General features: G+C 71.1%; 18 protein-coding genes. 6 read left to right on the top strand and 12 right to left on the bottom strand.

Annotation, left to right across the window (positions count from 1 at the left end; translation table 11 throughout):
• Positions 1 to 36: 36 nt before the first annotated feature.
• Positions 37 to 894, bottom strand: coding sequence for a Rossmann-like and DUF2520 domain-containing protein (locus ACSHV8_RS43015; RefSeq protein WP_436525733.1), 858 nt, complete (start codon positions 892 to 894; stop codon positions 37 to 39).
• Between the two features lie 488 nt (positions 895 to 1,382).
• On the opposite strand from ACSHV8_RS43015, the gene ACSHV8_RS43010 reads away from it, so the two are divergent.
• Together ACSHV8_RS43010 and ACSHV8_RS43005 are read left to right on the top strand one after the other, a co-directional pair.
• Positions 1,383 to 2,354 (top strand): SAM-dependent methyltransferase, encoded by a 972-nt coding sequence (locus ACSHV8_RS43010; protein WP_436537201.1) that lies wholly within the window; start codon positions 1,383 to 1,385, stop codon positions 2,352 to 2,354.
• A 237-nt stretch (positions 2,355 to 2,591) separates the two neighbouring features.
• On the top strand, positions 2,592 to 3,716 hold the full coding sequence (locus tag ACSHV8_RS43005; RefSeq protein WP_436537199.1) for an NADH-quinone oxidoreductase subunit D: 1,125 nt from the start codon (positions 2,592 to 2,594) through the stop codon (positions 3,714 to 3,716).
• A 6-nt stretch (positions 3,717 to 3,722) separates the two neighbouring features.
• Here ACSHV8_RS43005 and ACSHV8_RS43000 read toward each other — a convergent pair whose 3' ends face one another.
• From ACSHV8_RS43000 to ACSHV8_RS42985, 4 genes are all read right to left on the bottom strand, one after another.
• Positions 3,723 to 5,627: a hypothetical protein gene (locus ACSHV8_RS43000; protein WP_436525731.1), complete on the bottom strand. Its 1,905-nt coding sequence runs from the start codon at positions 5,625 to 5,627 to the stop codon at positions 3,723 to 3,725.
• Between the two features lie 97 nt (positions 5,628 to 5,724).
• The gene (locus tag ACSHV8_RS42995) at positions 5,725 to 6,726 is read right to left on the bottom strand and encodes a glycine betaine ABC transporter substrate-binding protein (RefSeq protein WP_436525729.1); all 1,002 of its coding nucleotides are present in this window, start codon (positions 6,724 to 6,726) and stop codon (positions 5,725 to 5,727) included.
• A 107-nt stretch (positions 6,727 to 6,833) separates the two neighbouring features.
• Positions 6,834 to 7,550, bottom strand: a complete 717-nt coding sequence (locus tag ACSHV8_RS42990) for an ABC transporter permease (RefSeq protein ID WP_436525727.1) — start codon at positions 7,548 to 7,550, stop codon at positions 6,834 to 6,836.
• Positions 7,547 to 8,269: an ABC transporter permease subunit gene (locus tag ACSHV8_RS42985; protein ID WP_436525725.1), complete on the bottom strand. Its 723-nt coding sequence runs from the start codon at positions 8,267 to 8,269 to the stop codon at positions 7,547 to 7,549. Before ACSHV8_RS42985 ends, ACSHV8_RS42990 begins: the two co-directional genes overlap by 4 nt.
• Between ACSHV8_RS42985 and ACSHV8_RS42980 the strand changes: the two genes are divergently transcribed.
• Positions 8,242 to 9,240 carry an ABC transporter ATP-binding protein gene (locus ACSHV8_RS42980; RefSeq protein WP_436525723.1) on the top strand — a complete coding sequence of 333 codons (999 nt, stop codon included), beginning with the start codon at positions 8,242 to 8,244 and terminating at the stop codon, positions 9,238 to 9,240. The genes ACSHV8_RS42985 and ACSHV8_RS42980 overlap by 28 nt on opposite strands.
• An 18-nt stretch (positions 9,241 to 9,258) precedes the next feature.
• On the opposite strand, the gene ACSHV8_RS42975 is transcribed toward ACSHV8_RS42980, so the two are convergent.
• The 7 genes from ACSHV8_RS42975 to folP all read right to left on the bottom strand — a co-directional run bounded on the left by ACSHV8_RS42975 (position 9,259) and on the right by folP (position 13,744).
• On the bottom strand, positions 9,259 to 9,753 hold the full coding sequence (locus ACSHV8_RS42975) for a hypothetical protein (protein WP_436525721.1): 495 nt from the start codon (positions 9,751 to 9,753) through the stop codon (positions 9,259 to 9,261).
• Between the two features lie 47 nt (positions 9,754 to 9,800).
• Entirely contained in the window at positions 9,801 to 10,082 is a 282-nt protein-coding gene (locus tag ACSHV8_RS42970; RefSeq protein ID WP_436525719.1) for a hypothetical protein, read from the bottom strand.
• Positions 10,083 to 10,098: 16 nt separating this feature from the next.
• Positions 10,099 to 11,322 (bottom strand): ABC transporter permease, encoded by a 1,224-nt coding sequence (locus ACSHV8_RS42965; RefSeq protein ID WP_436525717.1) that lies wholly within the window; start codon positions 11,320 to 11,322, stop codon positions 10,099 to 10,101.
• A gap of 126 nt (positions 11,323 to 11,448) precedes the next feature.
• Entirely contained in the window at positions 11,449 to 11,982 is a 534-nt protein-coding gene (locus ACSHV8_RS42960) for a DUF3180 domain-containing protein (RefSeq protein WP_436525715.1), read from the bottom strand.
• Positions 11,979 to 12,506, bottom strand: a complete 528-nt coding sequence (gene folK / locus ACSHV8_RS42955; protein ID WP_436525713.1) for a 2-amino-4-hydroxy-6-hydroxymethyldihydropteridine diphosphokinase — start codon at positions 12,504 to 12,506, stop codon at positions 11,979 to 11,981. The genes ACSHV8_RS42960 and folK overlap by 4 nt, the downstream gene beginning before the upstream one ends.
• Entirely contained in the window at positions 12,503 to 12,868 is a 366-nt protein-coding gene (folB, locus tag ACSHV8_RS42950) for a dihydroneopterin aldolase (protein WP_436525711.1), read from the bottom strand. Before folB ends, folK begins: the two co-directional genes overlap by 4 nt.
• A gap of 66 nt (positions 12,869 to 12,934) precedes the next feature.
• Positions 12,935 to 13,744: a dihydropteroate synthase gene (gene folP / locus ACSHV8_RS42945; protein ID WP_436537197.1), complete on the bottom strand. Its 810-nt coding sequence runs from the start codon at positions 13,742 to 13,744 to the stop codon at positions 12,935 to 12,937.
• A gap of 366 nt (positions 13,745 to 14,110) precedes the next feature.
• On the opposite strand from folP, the gene ACSHV8_RS42940 reads away from it, so the two are divergent.
• Genes ACSHV8_RS42940 through ACSHV8_RS42930 form a run of 3 tightly spaced genes read left to right on the top strand, consistent with a single transcriptional unit; the run spans position 14,111 to position 18,153 of the window.
• Positions 14,111 to 14,407: a hypothetical protein gene (locus tag ACSHV8_RS42940; RefSeq protein ID WP_436525709.1), complete on the top strand. Its 297-nt coding sequence runs from the start codon at positions 14,111 to 14,113 to the stop codon at positions 14,405 to 14,407.
• Position 14,408: 1 nt separating this feature from the next.
• Positions 14,409 to 14,771, top strand: a complete 363-nt coding sequence (locus tag ACSHV8_RS42935; RefSeq protein WP_436525707.1) for a hypothetical protein — start codon at positions 14,409 to 14,411, stop codon at positions 14,769 to 14,771.
• 31 nt (positions 14,772 to 14,802) lie between these two features.
• The gene (locus ACSHV8_RS42930; RefSeq protein WP_436525705.1) at positions 14,803 to 18,153 is read left to right on the top strand and encodes an ATP-binding protein; all 3,351 of its coding nucleotides are present in this window, start codon (positions 14,803 to 14,805) and stop codon (positions 18,151 to 18,153) included.

Raw genomic sequence — 18,153 nt, 5'->3', positions numbered from 1 at the left:
CTCGGCACAGCTCGTCGCGGGTCTGAACAACTTCGGTCACGCGGGACTCCCGACCTCGGCCCGGTAGAGGACCTCCAGAAGGGCCGCGGCGTCCTGCGGGCGCAACCGCCCGGCCGCGAGGGCACGGTCCGCGGTGCGCCGGGCCAGAGCCAGATACGCGGGTACGGCCTCGGCGGGCAACCGGTCCAGATGCTTGGCGACCGTGCCGGCGTCGCCCCGCGAGACCGGCCCGGTCAACGCCGCGTCCCCCATCCGCAGCGCGTTGTCCAACGCCGCCGTCAACAACGGCGTCAACACCCGCGCGGGCTCCTCGACACCGGCCGCGCGCAGCGTGTCAGCCGCCTCGTTGACCAGCGTGACCAGGTGATTCGCCCCGTGCGCGAGCGCCGCGTGATAGACCGGACGGGCCTGCTCGGCGATCCACTCCGGGACCCCGCCCAGATCCGCGACCAGGCGAGTGGCGAACGCCCGGTCCCGGGTCGTCACCCCCCAGGCGATCCCCGGCAGGCGGGCCAGATCGGAATCCGCGCCGGTGAACGTCATTGCGGGATGCAGGGCCATGCCGTTCACATCGCCAAAAACATCAAGCCCGTGAGCGCCCGAGGTGTGAGCAACAACCTGATCCGGCCGGAGCGCACCGGTGCTGTGCAGCCCGGCGACCACACCACGCAACGCGTCATCCGAAACGGCGATCAGCAGCAGATCGGTCGCGGCCCGGGCAACCTCGTCGGCCGGGAGGATCGCGGCCCCCGGCAACAGCCGGGCCACCCGCTCCCGGGACGCGCCCGAAACGGCCGCGGCGGCGACCACCTGATGCCCGGCGGCACTCAGGGCCGCGCCCAGGATCGCTCCCACACGCCCGGCGCCGACCACGCCGACGGTCAATGTCCTCATGGATCCAGTCCTCACGTTCGGGTACCGGTCGGGGGCCAGTATGCGCCGCTGTAACACGCCGGTGACAACCACGTGTGAACAACCGCACCGCCGTGCTTCCGGTGACCTTTCGGACGCCGGACCGGTTCGCTGAGGCCCGGCCGTTTCCGGGGCTCTGTTAGTCGTGGCGGCTCCTCACACCGGGCCGCTGCTCCCTCCTTCCCCGTCACGTCTCCCACCGACCGCCCGCCTCCCACCATCCGCACCGCCGGCCTGGCCGCCTCTCATCAGCCACCCCGCCGGCCTGGCCGCCTTCCACCAGCCGGCCGCCAGCTCCGCCGATTCTTGCCGGGCCGGCGCCGGCCGCGCGGGGTTGTCCACAGGGCCGGGCGTGCCGGCGGGCCGAGTTCGTCCACAGCGCGGGGTTGTCCACAGGGGTTCGGCAGAGATCCACAATTCTCGCGAGAATGGTCGCGGGGGTTCACCCCCTGAGGAGGGTGGGCCCTGTGGTGGGGATCGGGTGGCGGCTCGCCATGCAGTCGGCGCTCTACGGGCCGGAGGGGTTCTTCGTGCGGCCGTCCAGCGGGCCCGCTGATCACTTCCGGACCAGCGTGCACGCGTCACCGATGTTCGCGCGGGCGCTGGCCGGGCTGGTCGAGCGGGTGGACGCGGCGCTCGGGCGGCCGGAGCGGTTCGACCTGGTGGACGTGGGCGCCGGCCGGGGCGAGTTGCTCACCGCGATCGGCCCGGTGCTGCCCGCGGACCTGGCCGCGCGGGTGCGGCCGACCGCGGTGGAGGCGGCGCCCCGGCCGGCCGGGCTGGACGAGCGGATCGGCTGGCGGCGGGACGTGCCGGAGGCGGTGACCGGGCTGCTGATCGCCACCGAGTGGCTGGACAACGTGCCGCTCGACGTCGTGGAGACGGATGAGGACGGGCGGCTGCGGAAAGTTCTGGTGGATCGGCAGACCGGGGTGGAGACGCCGGGTGGTCCGGCCGACCCGGCCGAGGTGTTCTGGGCGGCCCGCTGGTGGCCCGGGCCGGGGCGGGTGGAGATCGGGGCGACTCGGGACGCGGCCTGGGCCGATGCGGTCACGCGGGTGCGGCGGGGGGCGGCGCTCTGCGTGGACTACGGGCATCGGCGGGACGAGCGGCCGCCGCTGGGGACGCTCACCGGGTTCCGGGCGGGGCGGCAGGTGCCCCCGGTTCCGGACGGTCGCTGCGACGTGACCGCGCACGTCGCGATGGACTCGGTGGCGCTCGGTTCCGGGATTCCGTATGAGCTGGTTCGCCAGCGGGAGGCGCTGCGGGCGCTCGGGGTCAGCGGGGGCCGGCCTCCCCTCGAACTGGCCGATCGGGATCCGCTGGCCTATCTGCGGGCGCTCTCCGGGGCCGGCGAGGGTGCCGAGTTGACGTCGGAGACCGGGCTCGGGGCGCACTGGTGGCTCTGGCAACCGGTCGGCATCGAGCTTCCGCTGGTTTGAGCACTCGCGGCCGTGACGCCGGGGCACGAACCGCAGGCGCGCGTGCCGCCGTGGCCACCTGACGGAGGCGGGGCGGCGGCGGGCGCGGCGGGCGCGGGCAAGGGCGGGCGGTTGACGGGCGGCGAGCGCGGGTGGGGTTGCCGCTTGGCGGGCGGCGGGTGAGGGCGGGGGGCTCTACGGCCGTACGCGCAAAGGGTTTGAATTTAGGATGCCCCTGTGACGGATGCGCTGCGGGAGATGACGGTTGGGACCGGGTCCGGGCTGGAGACGGCCGACATGGTGCTCAACATCGGGCCGCAGCATCCGTCGACGCACGGTGTGCTGCGGCTGAAGCTGACCCTGGACGGGGAGCGGGTGGTGACCTGCGAGCCGATCGTGGGTTACATGCATCGCGGCGCCGAGAAGCTGTTCGAGGTGCGGGACTACCGGCAGATCATCATGCTGGCCAACCGGCACGACTGGCTTTCCGCGTTCTCGAACGAGCTGGGTGTGGTGCTCGCCGTCGAACGGCTGATGGGCATCGAGGTGCCGGAGCGCGCGGTGTGGTTGCGGATGGCGTTGGCCGAGCTCAACCGGGTGCTGAACCACCTGATGTTCCTCGGCTCGTACCCGTTGGAGATCGGCGCGATCACGCCGATGTTCTACGCGTTCCGCGAACGGGAGACGCTGCAGACGGTGATGGAGGAGGTGTCCGGCGGGCGCATCCACTACATGTTCAACCGGGTCGGCGGGCTGAAGGAGGAGGTCCCGGCCGGGTGGACGAAACGGGCGAGGCAGGCGGTGGCGGCGGTCCGGAAACGGATGCCCGACCTGGACCACATCATCCACAAGAACGACATCTTCCTGGCCCGGACCGTCGGCGTCGGAGTCCTGCCGGCGGCTGACGCCGCCGCCTACGGAGCATCCGGTCCGGTCGCGCGGGCCAGCGGTCTCGATTTCGATGTCCGCCGGGACGAACCATATTTGGCGTACGGAGAATTGGACGTGCCCGTCGTCACGCGGACCGCCGGCGACTGCCACGCGCGGTTCGCGGTGCTGCTGGAGCAGGTGTACGTGTCGCTCGACCTGGTCGACCAGTGCCTGGACCGGGTGGAACGGATCGGCGGCCCGGTCAACGTGCGGCTGCCCAAGGTCGTCAAGGCGCCCGAGGGGCACACGTACGCGTGGACCGAGAACCCGCTCGGGGTGAACGGGTATTACCTGGTGTCGCGCGGGGACAAGACGCCGTGGCGGCTCAAGTTGCGAACCGCCTCCTACGCGAACGTGCAGGCGCTGGCGACGCTCATCCCCGGATGCCTGGTGCCGGATCTGATCGCGATCCTCGGATCGATGTTCTTCGTGGTCGGGGACATCGACAAGTAGGGGCTGCTACCAACCGGACTGGGCGTCGTCGCGGTAGCCGGGCATGTTGGCGAAATCGGCCAGGGAGCCGACGTTCGTGTCGTTGGCCGAGGGGCGGTGGCGGCGGGCCTTGTAGGCGCCGGAGTCGCTGCCGGACGGGTCGCCCTGCTCGGGGCCGTAGGCGTTGTCCTGGTCGTAGCCGTCGTTGGGGCCGTAGCCGTTGTCGGGGCCGTAACCGTTCTCCGCGCCGTAGCCGTCGTTCGGGCCGTAGCCGTTGTCGGGGCCGTAACCGTTCTCCGCGCCGTAGCCGTTGTCCGGGCCATAGCCGTTGTCGGGACCGTTTCCGTTTCCGCCGTAGCCGGGGGCGAAGTCGTCACCCGCGTCGGCGTAGCCGTTGGAAGCGCCGAAGTCGCCGTTCGGGGCGTCCGGGCGGCCGTAGGCGGGGCCTGGGCGGACCGAGGCGGAGGCGCGCTGGCCTGGGACCGGGGGCTGGCCTCCGCCGCCGTAGACGCCACCTGGGCCGGGCTTCGGGCCGCCCTGGGATGGGACGCCGTTGCCTGGCATTCCGCCGTTGCCGGGCATCCCGCCGGGGCCGGGCACGCCCGGTCCGGGCATTCCGGGGCCGGGCATTCCGGGGCCGGGCATTCCGCCGGCCGGGCCGCGCAGGCCGTTGCCGCCGGGCACGCCGCCCGGGTCGGGCATTCCGCCCGGGCCGGGCCGACCGTTGCCGGGCATGCCACCGCCGGGGCCGGGCCGGCCATTGCCCGGGCCGGGCATCGCTGCGCCGGGGCCGGGCATCGGGCCGCCCTGGGCGGGAATCGGGCCGCCGGGAGCGGGCGGGGTGACCGAGGCTCGGGCCGCGGCCGGTGGGGGCACCGAGGCGGCGCCGCGCTGGCGGGGCATCGAGCCGGTCGGCGGCGGGGCCACTGCGGCCGAGGCCGCTCCGACCGAGGCCGCGCCGGTGGGCACAGCCGCCGAGGCGCGACCGGCGGGGCCGCCGGGAGACATCGGGCGGGCGCTGCCCGCCACCACCGCGCGTCCGCCGCTGGGGCGGGGCGGTTCCGGGGCGACCGGCTGCCCGTACTCGTCGTAGTACTCGTCCGGCTGCTGGTCGGTGTAGGCGGGCTCGGCGTCGTAGCCGGCGTTCGGGCCCGGACCGTAGGTAGTCGGCTCCTCGAAGGCGGGCTGGCCGTCGAAGCCGGCCTGGTCGTCGAAGCCGGGCTGGCCGTTCATGGGTGGCTGGCCGATGAACCGGGGCCGGCCCTGCATCGACTGCTGCCCGTTGAAGCCGGCCTGACCGTTCATCGCCGGCTGGCCGCTGAAGCCGGCCTGACCGTCCTCTTGCCCGGGCTGGCCGTTGAAGCCCGGCTGCTCTTCATAGGCACCCGGCTGACCGTCGAAGCCCGGCTGGCCGTTAAAGCCCGGCTGGTCCTCGTATCCGCCCGGCTGGTCGTCGAAGAATCCGTTCGAGGACCCGTCCGGCGCGAAACCGAACTCCACCCCTTGCTCAGCGCCCCGACCCGGTTGCGGACCGTAACCGCCGGGGCCTCCGGCCGCGACGCCGACCTGAGCGCGCCCGTTGCCGGGCTTGCGCGGCGTCAGCGGCGGCCGGTTCTGATCCGGGCCGGCGGCGCCGGGCGCGGCGACCCGGGCCGAGATCTCCGCGGTCAGCTCCTTGCGGAGCCGGTCGATCTCCTCGGCGACACGATCCTCGACATCCATCCTGAGCAGCACCGGATCGCTGCGGATCAGGACCGATGCGCCGACCAGCACAACGCTGACCGCGATCAGGAGCACCGCGAACCGGATCGATCCCGGGCTCCCACCGAGCAGCACAAGGGCCGCAGCCAGGGGCGCGAGGATCACCCCCGCCCACAGGAGGCCACGGAGCAGGCGTGCGCTGTGTCCCGCTTGGGAGTCGCGTTCCGGCATGGGCGCTGATGTTACCGAGAGTGCGCCCGGGACGAAACGGCCGAACGCCGGGTGGCACACACCGACCCGGCGTTCGGAACAAACATTCGACCGTTCGTCAGCCCGCGGCCAGTGCGCCGTCCGAGCTGAAGACCAGGCCGACCGAGATGGTGCCCTGCTTCAGACCGGTCTTGGTCAGCGGACCACCCGCGTCCAGGGTGTCGAACTTGCCGGCCTGGAAGTTGTAGACCGAAACCAGGCCCTGCTGGCACTTGGGCCGCTGCGGGCACTCGGCCGGGCCGCCGAGCACGGTCGCCGCGCCCGAGCACTTCGACGCCAGGTCGGAGAGGGTGGTCAGGCCCCACTTCTCGGCGAAGGCGGTGGTGACGGCGAACGCGTTCTGGTCCTGCGCCTGGCTGGGCTGCCCGAAGGTCAGGCCCGCCTTGTCGCCGAGCGCCTTCAGGTTCGTCACCGTGGTGTCGAGGTCGGGCGAGGACGGGTCGGCCGCGTTCTTGTCGACCTTGCCGGAGAGGAACGTGGCGAGGGTCGCCGCATACTCCGGCACGACCGTGAGGTCGCCCTTCTCCAGGGCCGGCTCGTAGAGCTCGCGGTTGCCGATCTGCTGCACCTTGACGGTGTAGCCGGCCGCGGTCAGGACGATGCCGTAGAGCTCGCCGAGCGTGGCGTTCTCGCTGAAGTTGGCCGCGCCGACGGTGACCGCCCCGCCCTTGCCCTTGGTAAGGCCGGCGGTCAGGTTGTTCGCCGTGGCGAAGTCCTGCGCGGCGGCCTTGGAGGACTTGCGGTCGATGTCGACGGCCTTGTTCAGCTCGACCAGCTTGGCCGTGTCGAGCGCGGCCGACACCTTGTCCAGGGCGGCGATCAGCTCAGGGCTGGACGCCTTCTTGTTGATGGCCGGTATGACGTTGTCAGTGTTCTGCAGCTTTTTGTCGTCGGTGAGGACGACCAGCTTGTCGCCCGCGACCGGGGCACAGCCGGCGCCCGCACCGGCCGCGGCCGACGGGGGCGCTTCGGTGCCCGAGGAGCCGGCCTTGCCGCAGCCGGCCAGGACCACGACGGCCGCGGCGAGAACACCGGCCGTACGGAAAAGGGTTTGACGCATTACTGCCGCCTTCAGTGTCCCGACGCCGCCCGGATGGCGATGCCGCGTGGTGTTCAGGTCATTCCTACCAAGGGGGTATGACAAGATCACCTATTGTTGCCGGAGCGTTATGGCGTGGTCACCGTCACAGCGCTGCGGCGACGCTTCCGTACCCGCAGCGCAGGCGGGGTAACCAGGCGTTGGAAGATCGCCAGCAGGCCCTCCACCAGAAGTGCGAGCAGCGCCACAGCGAGACCGCCGGCCACGATCTGACCGCCGCCGCCGTTGCTCATCCCGATGCCGAAACCGGCGCTGATGATCTGCCCCAGGCCGCCGCCGTTGACCAGGGCGGCCAGCGCCGCCGTCGCCACCACCTGGACCGCCGCCGTACGCAGGCCGGCCGCCAGATAGGGCACGGCCAGCGGCAGCTCGACCTGGCGCAGCAGCTGGCCGCCGGACAGGCCCATGCCGCGGGCCGCCTCCCGGGTCTCCGGGTCGATCGAGCGCAGCCCGGTCACCGCGTTGGCCAGCAGCGGCGGCACCGCGAAGACGGCCAGAGCGACCACGACCGGCGGCTTGCCGAAGCCGAGCGGGGTCAGCGGCAGGATCGTCAGCAGCGCCAGCGTCGGAATCGCGAGAGTGAGGTTGGCCACCGTGACCGCCGTCGCACCGCCCCGGCCGCGATGCCCGAGCCAGATGCCGATCGGCCAGCCGACCGCGCAGCCGAGCAGCACCGCCCACAGGCTGATCACCAGGTGCTCGGTCAGCCGGTCGAGCAAGCCGCCCGGGTTCGTCCAGTTCAGCGGGTCGTTGAGCCAGGTGATGCCCTCCTGGAAGTAGCTCACGCGGCCCGCCCCCGGGTCCACGGGGTGAGCGCCCGGCCCAGCCCGGCCAGCAGCAGGTCCAGGACCAGCGCCAGGGCCACGCAGAGGAGCGTCCCGGTGAGGATCTCCGCCTTGTAGAAGTTGTTCCGGAAACCGCCGAGGATCAGGTCACCGAGACCGCCCTGCCCGATCAGCGACCCGACCGTGACCAGCGCCACAGTAGAGACCGTGGCCAGGCGCAGGCCGGTCAGGATGCCGGGCAGCGCGAGGGGCAGTTCGACCCGCAGCAGGCGGCCGAAACGTCCGTACCCCATACCGGTGGCCGCATCAATGACCTCGGGCGGAACCTGGGTGAGGCCGGCCAGCGAGTTCCGGACCAGGACCAGCAGGGCGTAGAGCACCAACGCGATCAGGACCGACGTGGTGCTCGTCGTGCCGACCAGCGGGGCCAGCAGCGAGAGCAGAGCCAGCGAAGGGATCGTGTAGAGAATGCCGGAGAGTGCGAGAATCGGCGCGGTCAGCGGTTTGATCCAGTAGGCGACGACCGCCAGCGGCACGGCGACGACAAGTGCGAGGAGCACGGTCTGCGCGGTGAGCCCGGCGTGGAAACGCAGGGCGGTGCCGATGGTGTCGGCGTTCTCGTGGACGTACCGCCAGGAGAACCACGGATTCCCCGGGCCGTCATCGGCGGGTGCGGCCACCGGCGTCAGAGATGCCGGTCCCCAGGACAGGAGAGACATACGTGGACGCTACCGCGGCATCGATCACCCTGGCGGACGTCGGCAAGGTCTATCCGGACGGCACCGTCGCGGTGGACAAATTCAGTCTCGAGGTTCGGGCCGGCGAGCTCGCGGTGCTGATCGGCGCGTCCGGCTCGGGCAAGTCGACCATCCTGCGCATGATCAACCGCCTGATCGAGCCGACCCGCGGGACGATCACGATCGACGGCCGGGACGTGCTGAAGCAGGACCCGGTCCAGTTGCGCCGGCAGATCGGCTACGTGATCCAGAATGTGGGACTGTTCCCGCATCAGAACGTGCGGGCCAACGTCGGTACGGTCGCGCGCCTGCTCGGCTGGGACCACAAGCGGGTCAACTCGCGCGCCGACGAGCTGCTGGAGCTGGTCGGGCTCGACCCGGCCCGGTACGGCAAGCGTTACCCGCACGAGCTCTCCGGCGGCCAGCGGCAGCGTGTCGGCGTGGCCCGGGCGCTCGCCGCAGACCCGCTGGTGTTGCTGATGGACGAGCCGTTCTCGGCGGTCGACCCGATCGTCCGGGCCCGGCTGCAGGAGGAGTTCCTGCGCCTGCAGGCCGCCGTCCGCAAGACGATCGTCCTGGTCACGCACGACATCGACGAGGCCGTGCGGATGGGCGACCGGATCGCCGTGCTCGCCGAGGGCGGTCGGCTGCTGCAGTACGCGACGCCGGCCGAACTGCTCAGCCGGCCCGCCTCGGCCGAGGTCCGCGACTTCGTCGGCACCGACCGCGGCATCCGGCGCCTGGCCGTGACGCCGGCGCGGGACGTGATGTCCGCGTTCGACGGTCCGGCCGACGGGCGGCCCACCGTGGACGTCGCCGCCTCGCTGCACGACGCGCTGGCCGTGATGCTCACCGAGGACGCGGACGCGGTCCTGGTCATCGAGGACGGCCGCCCGATCGGTCAGGTGACCCGGACGGCCGTCTTCGAAACTCCGGCGGAATCCGCGGTTTAGGGGCGGTTCTACCGGTCACTAGGACCTTGTGCCGCGCCAGCCACCCAGGCTGGCGAAACCGATGACCCAGCCGACGAACAGGCCGTACTGGGCGCCGCTGCCGGCCGCCCGGAACGCTCCGAGCAGTGAGGGGTTGGCCAGAAACAGGGTGGCCAGCAGGGACGCGAAGCCACCCGCGAAGATGTAGGCGGCCCAGCCGGCGAAGAACTGGCTGATCGTGCCCCGGGCCCGCGCCAGCTGAGAACCGGGCAGCAGGACCAGGAACAGGAACGTCAGCACGACCAGCAGGATCGCGCGAAGGTCGCCGACGACCACGTCGCGCAGCGAGTCCGAGGTGTCGAACTGCCAGGCCGGCCAGTGCAGCAGACGCAGCCACCAGCCGCCGGCGGTGTTTTCGTTGGTGTTGTCCGCGGCCCAGTTCCCGTACCAGGGACTGCCGAAGACCAGCACGAGTATGAGCGCGGCGATGGTGCCCGCACCAGGCGCAGTCTTGTACTTGCTTCCGAGAGCCATGGCCCCGCTATTCCCAGCGGGGCCGAGCTCTCAAACGACGGCCGTCACTACCTGCTCAGATAGTCGATGAACGCGGCCCGCAGCAGCGGCTCCTGCTCACCCAGGTCGCGACCCTCCAGCTCGCGCCAGAGCGCGACCGCCTCGTCGACGGTCGGGCCGATCGAATTCGGCGCGCCGTCGAGCGCGGCCGCCTCGTCGGCGTCGGGCAGGTGCTTGAACACCGACCAGAAGAAGCGGACGTCGCGCTTCTCCCGCGCCTTGGTGAAAGCGCGTTCCCGCAGCTCTTCGGTGGGCAGTGCGTCCAGTTCGGCGAAGCCGGGCGTGGTCATGACCGAAAGCATACTTTCAGCGGGTGGCGCCCCACGGGCCCTCGTCCCAACGCTCGCTGCGGGCCGGCTGGGCCGGGGTGTTCCACGTCTCCGGCATCGTCGGCGACCAGCTGGTGTCCAGCCCGTTGGAGGCCGCGGCGTTCCAGTCCTGGGTGGCCACGGCACCGGCCAGACGGCCGTAGGACTCGACGATGCGGGTGGCGACCAGGCCGGCCAGGAAGACCACGCCGGCGATCGCGAACAGCGAGATCTGCAGATCCTTGCGGGCCTGGTAGTCCAGGAACAGGGTCAGCGCGATGACCGCGAACAGCGTGCCGAAGATCCCGCCGCGGCGACCGTAGGCACTCGTGCCGCCGAGCAGGGCCAGGCCCAGGCCGATGCCGGTCCATTCCAGGCCGGTGCCGGGGCGGATCGGTGCGGTGGACTGCGCGGCCAGGATCACCCCGGCGCCGGCCGCGAAGACCGAGGAGCCGATCAGTGCGACCAGGACCGGCAGCACGACCGCGGGGCCCCGGCGACCAGCCGGGTCGCCGACCGGGCGCATCCGGCCGAAAAAGCGGCGCACCGGCCCGATCGCGCCCAGCCCGGCACCCAGGACGGCCAGGATCGCGAAGCCGCCGAAGAGCACGAACGCACGGTTGGTGGGCTCCCAGTCGCCCTGCACCACGACGGCATTGACCCGGAGCTGGTCGAAAGTGATCACACCGAGCGCGGCGGCCAGGGTGGCCGCCCAGCCGGGCACGTGCAGCACCAGGATCAGCACGCCGACGATCAGGCCACCCGCGGCGGCGATGATCAGGGCCGGGACCAGGGCCTGGAGGATGCCCTTGTCACCGTTCTCGGCGAACTGGAACTCGGCGGCCAGCACGATCGGGCCGATCGCCAGGTTCGGCACACCGGCCCGCAGGGAGAGACCCGCGCCGAGAGTGATCAGGCCGATCGCGGCGCCGGCGACGAGCAGGCCGTCCAGGGCCGGGCGCTGCAGCGCGGCCGAGTTCTCCCGCCAGAGCAGGAAGCCGAGCACACCGGCGGTGACCAGGAGGACGATCTCCCAGCCGAGGTGCACGCCGAGCCGGTCGCGGCCGTCGTCCTCGGCCGAGGCGGTCACGGGGGCGCGTAGCGACTGGTCGAGGGTGTTCCCGGTGGTGTCGTCGACCTGGACGCGGCGCCGATACGCAGCTGGGTCCGTATCGCCGGTGGTCTCGCCGGGCCGACGGAACGTAGTTTCGTCGTACGCCATGGTCCGCGCCTCCTTACGCCCCCAACAGCGGTTCGAGGCGCACGCTACTCCGGGTCGGGTGACCCGCCGCACAGGATACGGATACGAGACGGCCTCAGTTCAGAGCGCGCGACGCTTTGACGGATGTCAGCGCCGGCCGGTGGGGCGGCCGGAGTCGTTGCCCTCACGGTCCGGGTCGTCCGGCACGCGGCAGGTGCGCTCCAGCCAGAGCGCGGTGCCGATCAGCGCGACCGCCGCGACCACGGTGGTGGCCACCGTCGGGACGTCCGAGTGGGCCGAATCGGTCGGCTCCATGACGAGCCAGATGAGGATGCCGGCCGAGAATCCGGCGGTGAGCGAGCCGACCAGGGAGGACGCCTTGGCGAGAGCCACGTAACGGGCCACGACCAGGGGCTCGACGCGCGGGGCGCCGGGTTTGCGCTGGATCCGGGCGGCGGTGTTCTGCGCCAGATAGCCCTCGGCCACGGCGAGCGCGAACAGCACCACCGCGGCCGTCCAGGGCAGCGGGGTGAGCTTGTAGAACAGCTCGTTGTAACCGAGCAGCAGCCAGCCCAGGGCCGCGCCGACGAGCGCCGCCAGCACCAGAGCCGAGACGCTCGTCGGTCGCAGTGACGGGTCGGTCGGGCGCCCGTTCGGGGACCCGTCGGGGTTGGTGCTCACGCCGTCGACTCTAGCGACAGATCCGGACGCGGCGTCATCCCGGCGACATCCGTGGCGAGTCCCGGCGCGGCGAGCAGAGCGGCCAGCGGACCGTGGCCGGGCAGCTCGGCGTCCGGCCGCAGGTCGAGCCACGGGCGCAGCACGAAAGCTCGCAGATGAGCGCGGGGGTGCGGCAGGATCAGCTCGGGATCGTCACTGTGCACCGGCCGGCCGTCGGCATCCCAGACGGTGATCACGTCGACGTCCAGGGTCCGCGGCCCGAAGCGTCGCTCCGGATCCCGCTCGCGACCTTCGGCCGCTTCGCAGGCCCGGGCCCGCTCCAGCCAATCATGCGGCGCCGCGGCGGCATCCTCGACGAGAATCAAGGCATTGAGGTACGGCGGTTGGTCCGCGTCGCCCCACGGCGGCGTCTCGTAGACCCCGGAGACCGTCCGGACGCTCGCACCGAGCAGGGTCACCGCCGCCCGCAGGTGACCGAGCCGGTCACCGAGGTTGCTGCCGATCGACAGCACGGCGCGGCTCACGAGGCCCGCGTCCGGCGCAGGGTCACCGAGACGTCGGCGAACTCGTGCGGGATCGGCGCCTGCGGCTTGTGCACGGTGACCTCGGCCGCGGCGACCCGGGAGTCGGCCAGGCAGACGTCGAGCAGCCGGTCGGCGAGACGCTCCAACAGGTTGACCGGCTCGCCGGTGAGCACCTCGACCAGGGCGGAGGCCAGTTCGCCGTAGTGAACCGTGTCGGTCACGTCGTCGGTCGCGGCGGCCCGGCTCAGATCCAGGTCGAGCCGGACGTCGACGACGAAGTCCTGGCCCTGCTCGCGCTCGAAGTCGTAGACACCGTGCCGGCCACGGGCCCGCAGCCCGGTCAGCGTGATGCGCCCGGTCATCCGGGTCCCCCTGTCTCGCTCCGCTCGCCTACGCCGAGCGCGGCTGACGCCGTACCCAATAATTGTTTAGATCTTGGAAATTCTCGGCGACCCGGTGGCGCGCCAGACGGCCAGGGCATCGGCGGTCTCGCGGACCTCGTGCACCCGGACGCCCCAGGCGCCGGCGGCGACGGCCAGCAGCGAGGTGGCGAGGGTGGCGGCCTGGCGGCCGTCGACCGGGCGAGGCGTGCCGTCCTCGCCGGCCAGCAGTCGGCCCAGGTAGGTCTTGCGGCTGGCCGCGAAGAGGACCGGGAAACCGAGGCCGACCAGGACGTCGAGGTGGGCGCTGAGGGCCCAGTTGTGCTCCGCGTTCTTGGCGAAGCCGAGGCCCGGATCGAGGATGATCCGCCCCGGGTCGACGCCGGCCGCGACCGCGGCGTCCGCGCGGACCCGCAACTCGTCGCGGACCTCGGAAACCACGTCCTGATAGGTGGCCAGTCGCTGCATGTCGCGGGAGTGGCCGCGCCAGTGCATCAGGATCCACGGGCAGCCGGCCGCCGCGGCGACCGCGGCCATGCCCGGATCGGCCAGGCCGCCGGAGACGTCGTTGATCACCGTGGCGCCGGCCGCGAGCGCGGCCTCGGCGACCGCGGCGCGAGTGGTGTCGATGCTCAGCGGCACCCCGGCGGCGGCCAGGCGCTCGATGACCGGAACGACACGAGCCGCCTCCGTGGCGGCGTCGACACGCTCCGCGCCGGGGCGGGTGGACTCGCCTCCGACATCGACGATGTCCGCGCCCTCGCGGAACAAAGAAATGCCATGTTCGACGGCCGAGTCCAGGTCGGACCAACGGCCGCCGTCCGAGAAGGAGTCCGGCGTGACGTTCAGGACGCCCATCACGACCGGGTGATCCCGATGCAGCAGTTCAGCCGCAATGACCTGCGCTTCTGTCGGCGGGGTGAGCACCCGTCGAGCGTACGGGGCCAGGGTCTTTCGAACAGGTGTACGATGCCTCGGTGACTCTCATTCATCCATTCCTTCACCTTGGGTAACGAAACGGACGCTTGTTGCTCGCAAGTACGGGCCGTACTCTTCGGAACTGGGCATCATGAAGTGACCGAAGAGAGCAGAGACGAGCATGGCAGTGCCCGAACGGCTCACTCGACGTGGTGAGCTACAGGCAGCACGATATGGGCAGTGCCGTACGGCTTCACAACTGCAGCGTGTCCGCAACCCCCATACCGGACACGGGGAGGTTTACCGATGATCGCCACTGAGCTCGCCGGTCAGGTCGCGACGGCGCTCCATAGCGGTGTGCTCGCCGCTGCGGCCGAGCCGACCGGCATCAACACGTCGGGCATCGTCACTTTCTTCGCGAAGAACATCGCGCCGATCCTGCTCGCGGTGCTCGGCGTGATCTTCATCGGCCGCGCCAGCCGCGGTGAGGTCTCGAAGGTGCTCACCAGCTCCGCGATCGCGATCGTGGGCCTGGCCTTCATCGCTGGCGCGGCCACACTGTTCTTCGTCGGCGACGCCCTGATTAAGTTGATCTTCAACTGAGATGCGGCTCCGGACCGACGACGACATCTACCGGGCTCGCCTGGTCTATCTAGGCCCGCCCGGCTACACACTGCCCATCCACTTGCCGTACGCGCAGTACGGCATGTTCGTCGTGCTGGTGCCAGTGTTCATGGTTCTGCACTACCTGATCACGTTCAGCTTCGATCCGTTCCCGGCCTGGGAGATCGCTCTGGCCATGGTCACGACGTCGTACGTGTTCCGGCACGTCGACCCGGATCGGCCGGCCCGGGTCGTCATCCGCACCGCACTCACCGACTGGCGCCGCACCCGCGAACCCGCGGTGGAACGGCGCGACCCCAGACTTGTCGCCACTCGCATCCGGGTTCGGGAGGAGTTGGTATGACCGGTTCGGCCATCCCCGGTGGTGTTCGCGCATGAGCACGAATCCCCCTCCGCACGGGCGTCCCCGCGCGGGCGCGTCCACGCCGGGCAGACAGAGTAACGGTGTGCGCCCGAACGACTACTCCTCGGCGGATTCCCTGGAAGAGGCCGAAGAACTTGTCGCCGCACCCGGGCACGGGGGCGTCGGCGTGTTCCAGGCGCCGAACACGGTCCGATCCTCAAGCGGGCCGGTCGACACCACGTTGGACATCGACTCGCCCTTCCTCGACCTCTTCGGTGGAGTGCCGGCGCCGGCGCCGACCCGGACGAGTGATCTTCCGGCGAATCCGGCACCGATGCCGACCCTGCCGACCCCTTCCCCCACCAACGGCCGCGGAACCAACGGCCGAGGGACCAACGGGTCGGGGCCGGCGCCGTTGCCGGCCGGTCCGGCGATCCCTCCGGTCGCGGCCGATCCGCCGGCCACCAACGGGTGGAACGGCGCGTCCGCGACGCGTGCGCCGGCCGGGCCCGAGCCCGACTTCCACCCGGAATCCGGTGCGGTCGTCAACGATTCCGATGAGGACGACTGGGCCGAGTTCGACGAGTGGCCGCCGCGGCCCAGCGGCTCCCCGTCGCCCCGCACGACCGGCCCCGTTTCCGGGCCGTCCCCCGCGGCATCGCTGACCAGCGGGCCCGGGTTGGCGCCGGCACCGGCGCCACTGCCCGTTCCGGTGCCGGAAAAGGCACCCGCGCGGCGCACCGAGAAAGCTCCGGCCCGGCGCGAATCCAAGCAGGTCGCCCGCAAGGAGCCGAAAGCGCCGAAGCCGGCGACCCTGCGCCCGCAGAAGCTCAAGTTCAACGACCGCGACCCCGCCATCGAGCTGGCCATCAGTGAGATCGCCGGGCACCTGACGTTCACCCAGAGCACGGTCACCGCCTGGTATTCGCTGCCCGAGGTGCGCTGGGCGTTCCGGCCCGACGCCGAACGCGAGGCGCTGCTCAGCGCCATCTCCGAGCAGTATGCGGGCCTGGCCGGGTTCCGCCTGCACCTGCGGCGCACCACCCGGCCGTTCCCGGCCGACGAGTGGGCCCGCACGGTCGACTCGTTCACCGCCCGGCCGCTGCCCGACGTGCAGGGCGCGACCTCCTGGTCGGACCATCTGGTCGCGGCCCAGCGACACCTGCTCTCGGTGAACCACGCCGAAGGGCAGACCTACCTCGGCGTCACCTTCGCCCGGCGCTCCCTCGGCGACACGTTCTCCGAGCGGGTCCTGCGCGCCTTCGGCCGCGGCACCTCGGAGAACGAGCGCCGCAAGCTGGGCCGGACCGTCGAGCAGTTCGACGAGGTGCTCAACGCGTTCGGCATGCGCGGCCGGCGGGTCACCCCGCAAGAACTGGAATGGTTGCTGTTCCGCTCGGTGGCGCTCGGCATGGCCCCGCCCGGACTGCTCTCCCCGGTCTCCAACGGGCACTGGGAAACCGGTGACCTGCTCGCGCTGACCGAACAGGTGGAGCGGTACCGGACGCCGTACGGCTCCACGGTCAAACTGGTCAACCGGATGACCGGCGAGGAACGCCACGTCGCGGTCCTCTCGGTCGGCCGCATGGAACCCCTCGAAATCCCCGAGCGGCACGAGCCGTGGATGCACTTCCACGAGCGGCTGCCCTGGCCGATGGAACTCTCCTCCCGGCTCGACATCCTCGGATCGAACAGCTCGTTCAAAAACCTCGAGCACCGGCTCCGGATGATCCGCTCACAGCAGCTCGACTACGCCGAACACGGCATCGACGCCCCGCCGGAACTGGAACGCCTGGCCAAGCGCGCCCTGGTGATCGGCGACGAGATGACCACCGGCCTGCCCACCGACTCGGCCCGGGCCCACGGCTGGCACCGGATCGCGGTCAGCGGCGCCAACCGCGAGGAATGCCTGGAACGCGCCCGGCGCCTGATCCAGCTCTACTCCCGCGAACTGCGGATCTCCCTGCAACACCCGAAAAACCAGGACCAGCTGGCCCGCGAATTCATCCCCGGCGAACCCATCGCCAACACCGGATACGTCCGCCGCATGCCGGTCAAACTGCTGGCCGCAGCCCTCCCCCAAGCCGCCTCCACCGTCGGCGACCGCCGAGGCGACCTGATCGGGCGGACCGCCGGAACCTGCCGCCGGCCCGTCTTCCTCGACCTGCACTTCCCGATGGAAGTGCGGGAACGCTCCGGACTCGGCGTCTTCGTAGCCGAACCCGGAGGTGGCAAGTCGACCCTGATGGGCGCGCTCGGCTACCTCAACGCGCGCCGCGGAGTCCAGGTCACACTCCTCGACCCGTCCGGTCCGCTCGCCCGGCTGTGCCAGATGCCCGAGCTGAAGCCGTACAGCCGAGTCCTGAATCTGACCGGATCCGAGCAAGGAACCCTCGCACCCTATGCGCTGATCCCCACTCCGATCCGATCCGAATTCCCGACCGGGCCCGGCGGCGACCGGGAATACGAGATCGCGGTCTCCAACGCACGAGCCGAACGACGCATGCTCGTCCAGGACATCTGCTCCATGCTCGTGCCCCCACAGGTCGCCAAAGAAGCCTCCACCGCGACCCTGCTGCGGCACGCGGTGCGGCAAGTCCCGGCCGAAGAAACCTCCACCCTCGACGACGTGGTCACCACCCTCCAAGGCCTCGACAACGACGAAGGCCGCGAACTGGCCAACCTGCTGCTCGACACCGCCGAGATGCCACTCGCGCTGCTCTTCTTCGGCCGCCCCCCGAAACACCTGCTCGGCGCCGACGCCGCGCTCACCGTCATCACCATGGCCGGCCTGCGACTGCCCGACCTCAAAATCGAGCGAGAATACTGGTCGGCCGAAGAATCACTGGCCCTGCCGATGCTGCACACCGCACACCGGCTGGCCGTACGCCGCTGCTACGGCGGCTCGATGTCGTCACGCAAAATGGTCGGCCTCGACGAAGCCCACTTCATGGAAGGCTGGCGATCCGGCCGGTCATTCCTGGTGCGGCTCGCCCGGGACTCCCGGAAATGGAACCTGGCGGCCCTCGTCGCATCGCAGAACCCGCGAGACATCCTCGGGCTGGACGTGCAGAACCTGGTCTCCACCGTCTTCGTCGGCCGGATCGCGGAAGACCAAGAAATCGCCTCCGAAGCCCTGCGGCTGCTGCGGGTGCCCGTGCACGACGGGTACGAAGCGACGCTGGCGTCGCTGTCCCAGGTGGACACGTCGTCACAGCATCGGCTGGGCTTCCGGGAATTCGTGATGCGGGACGTGGACGGGCGGGTCCAGAAAGTCCGGGTCGACGTGTCGTACGTCGACGGGTTGCTGGAACACCTGGACACCACGCCTGGAACGGCTGCGCCTGCGGTTTTGCCGCTTCCTTCCGACCTGGAGGTTTGA

The sequence above is a fragment of the Actinoplanes sp. HUAS TT8 genome, assembly GCF_051380535.1.
Lineage (GTDB): Bacteria > Actinomycetota > Actinomycetes > Mycobacteriales > Micromonosporaceae > Actinoplanes.
Note: the sequence above shows the minus strand (reverse complement) of the source record. Positions and strands in the feature narration are given on the sequence as shown.

Excerpts from the sequence above, each read along its gene's own strand:
- folB (WP_436525711.1), bottom strand. The coding sequence starts at position 12,868 with ATGACCGGGCGCATCACGCTGACCGGGCTGCGGGCCCGTGGCCGGCAC.
- ACSHV8_RS42965 (WP_436525717.1), bottom strand. The coding sequence starts at position 11,322 with ATGGCGTACGACGAAACTACGTTCCGTCGGCCCGGCGAGACCACCGGC.
- ACSHV8_RS43015 (WP_436525733.1), bottom strand. The coding sequence starts at position 894 with ATGAGGACATTGACCGTCGGCGTGGTCGGCGCCGGGCGTGTGGGAGCG.
- ACSHV8_RS43000 (WP_436525731.1), bottom strand. The coding sequence starts at position 5,627 with ATGCCGGAACGCGACTCCCAAGCGGGACACAGCGCACGCCTGCTCCGT.
- ACSHV8_RS42940 (WP_436525709.1), top strand. The coding sequence starts at position 14,111 with ATGATCGCCACTGAGCTCGCCGGTCAGGTCGCGACGGCGCTCCATAGC.
- ACSHV8_RS42995 (WP_436525729.1), bottom strand. The coding sequence starts at position 6,726 with ATGCGTCAAACCCTTTTCCGTACGGCCGGTGTTCTCGCCGCGGCCGTC.
- folP (WP_436537197.1), bottom strand. The coding sequence starts at position 13,744 with ATGGGCGTCCTGAACGTCACGCCGGACTCCTTCTCGGACGGCGGCCGT.
- ACSHV8_RS42980 (WP_436525723.1), top strand. The coding sequence starts at position 8,242 with ATGCCGGTCCCCAGGACAGGAGAGACATACGTGGACGCTACCGCGGCA.
- ACSHV8_RS42975 (WP_436525721.1), bottom strand. The coding sequence starts at position 9,753 with ATGGCTCTCGGAAGCAAGTACAAGACTGCGCCTGGTGCGGGCACCATC.
- ACSHV8_RS42930 (WP_436525705.1), top strand. The coding sequence starts at position 14,803 with ATGAGCACGAATCCCCCTCCGCACGGGCGTCCCCGCGCGGGCGCGTCC.
- ACSHV8_RS42985 (WP_436525725.1), bottom strand. The coding sequence starts at position 8,269 with ATGTCTCTCCTGTCCTGGGGACCGGCATCTCTGACGCCGGTGGCCGCA.
- ACSHV8_RS42970 (WP_436525719.1), bottom strand. The coding sequence starts at position 10,082 with ATGACCACGCCCGGCTTCGCCGAACTGGACGCACTGCCCACCGAAGAG.
- ACSHV8_RS42935 (WP_436525707.1), top strand. The coding sequence starts at position 14,409 with ATGCGGCTCCGGACCGACGACGACATCTACCGGGCTCGCCTGGTCTAT.
- ACSHV8_RS43005 (WP_436537199.1), top strand. The coding sequence starts at position 2,592 with ATGACGGTTGGGACCGGGTCCGGGCTGGAGACGGCCGACATGGTGCTC.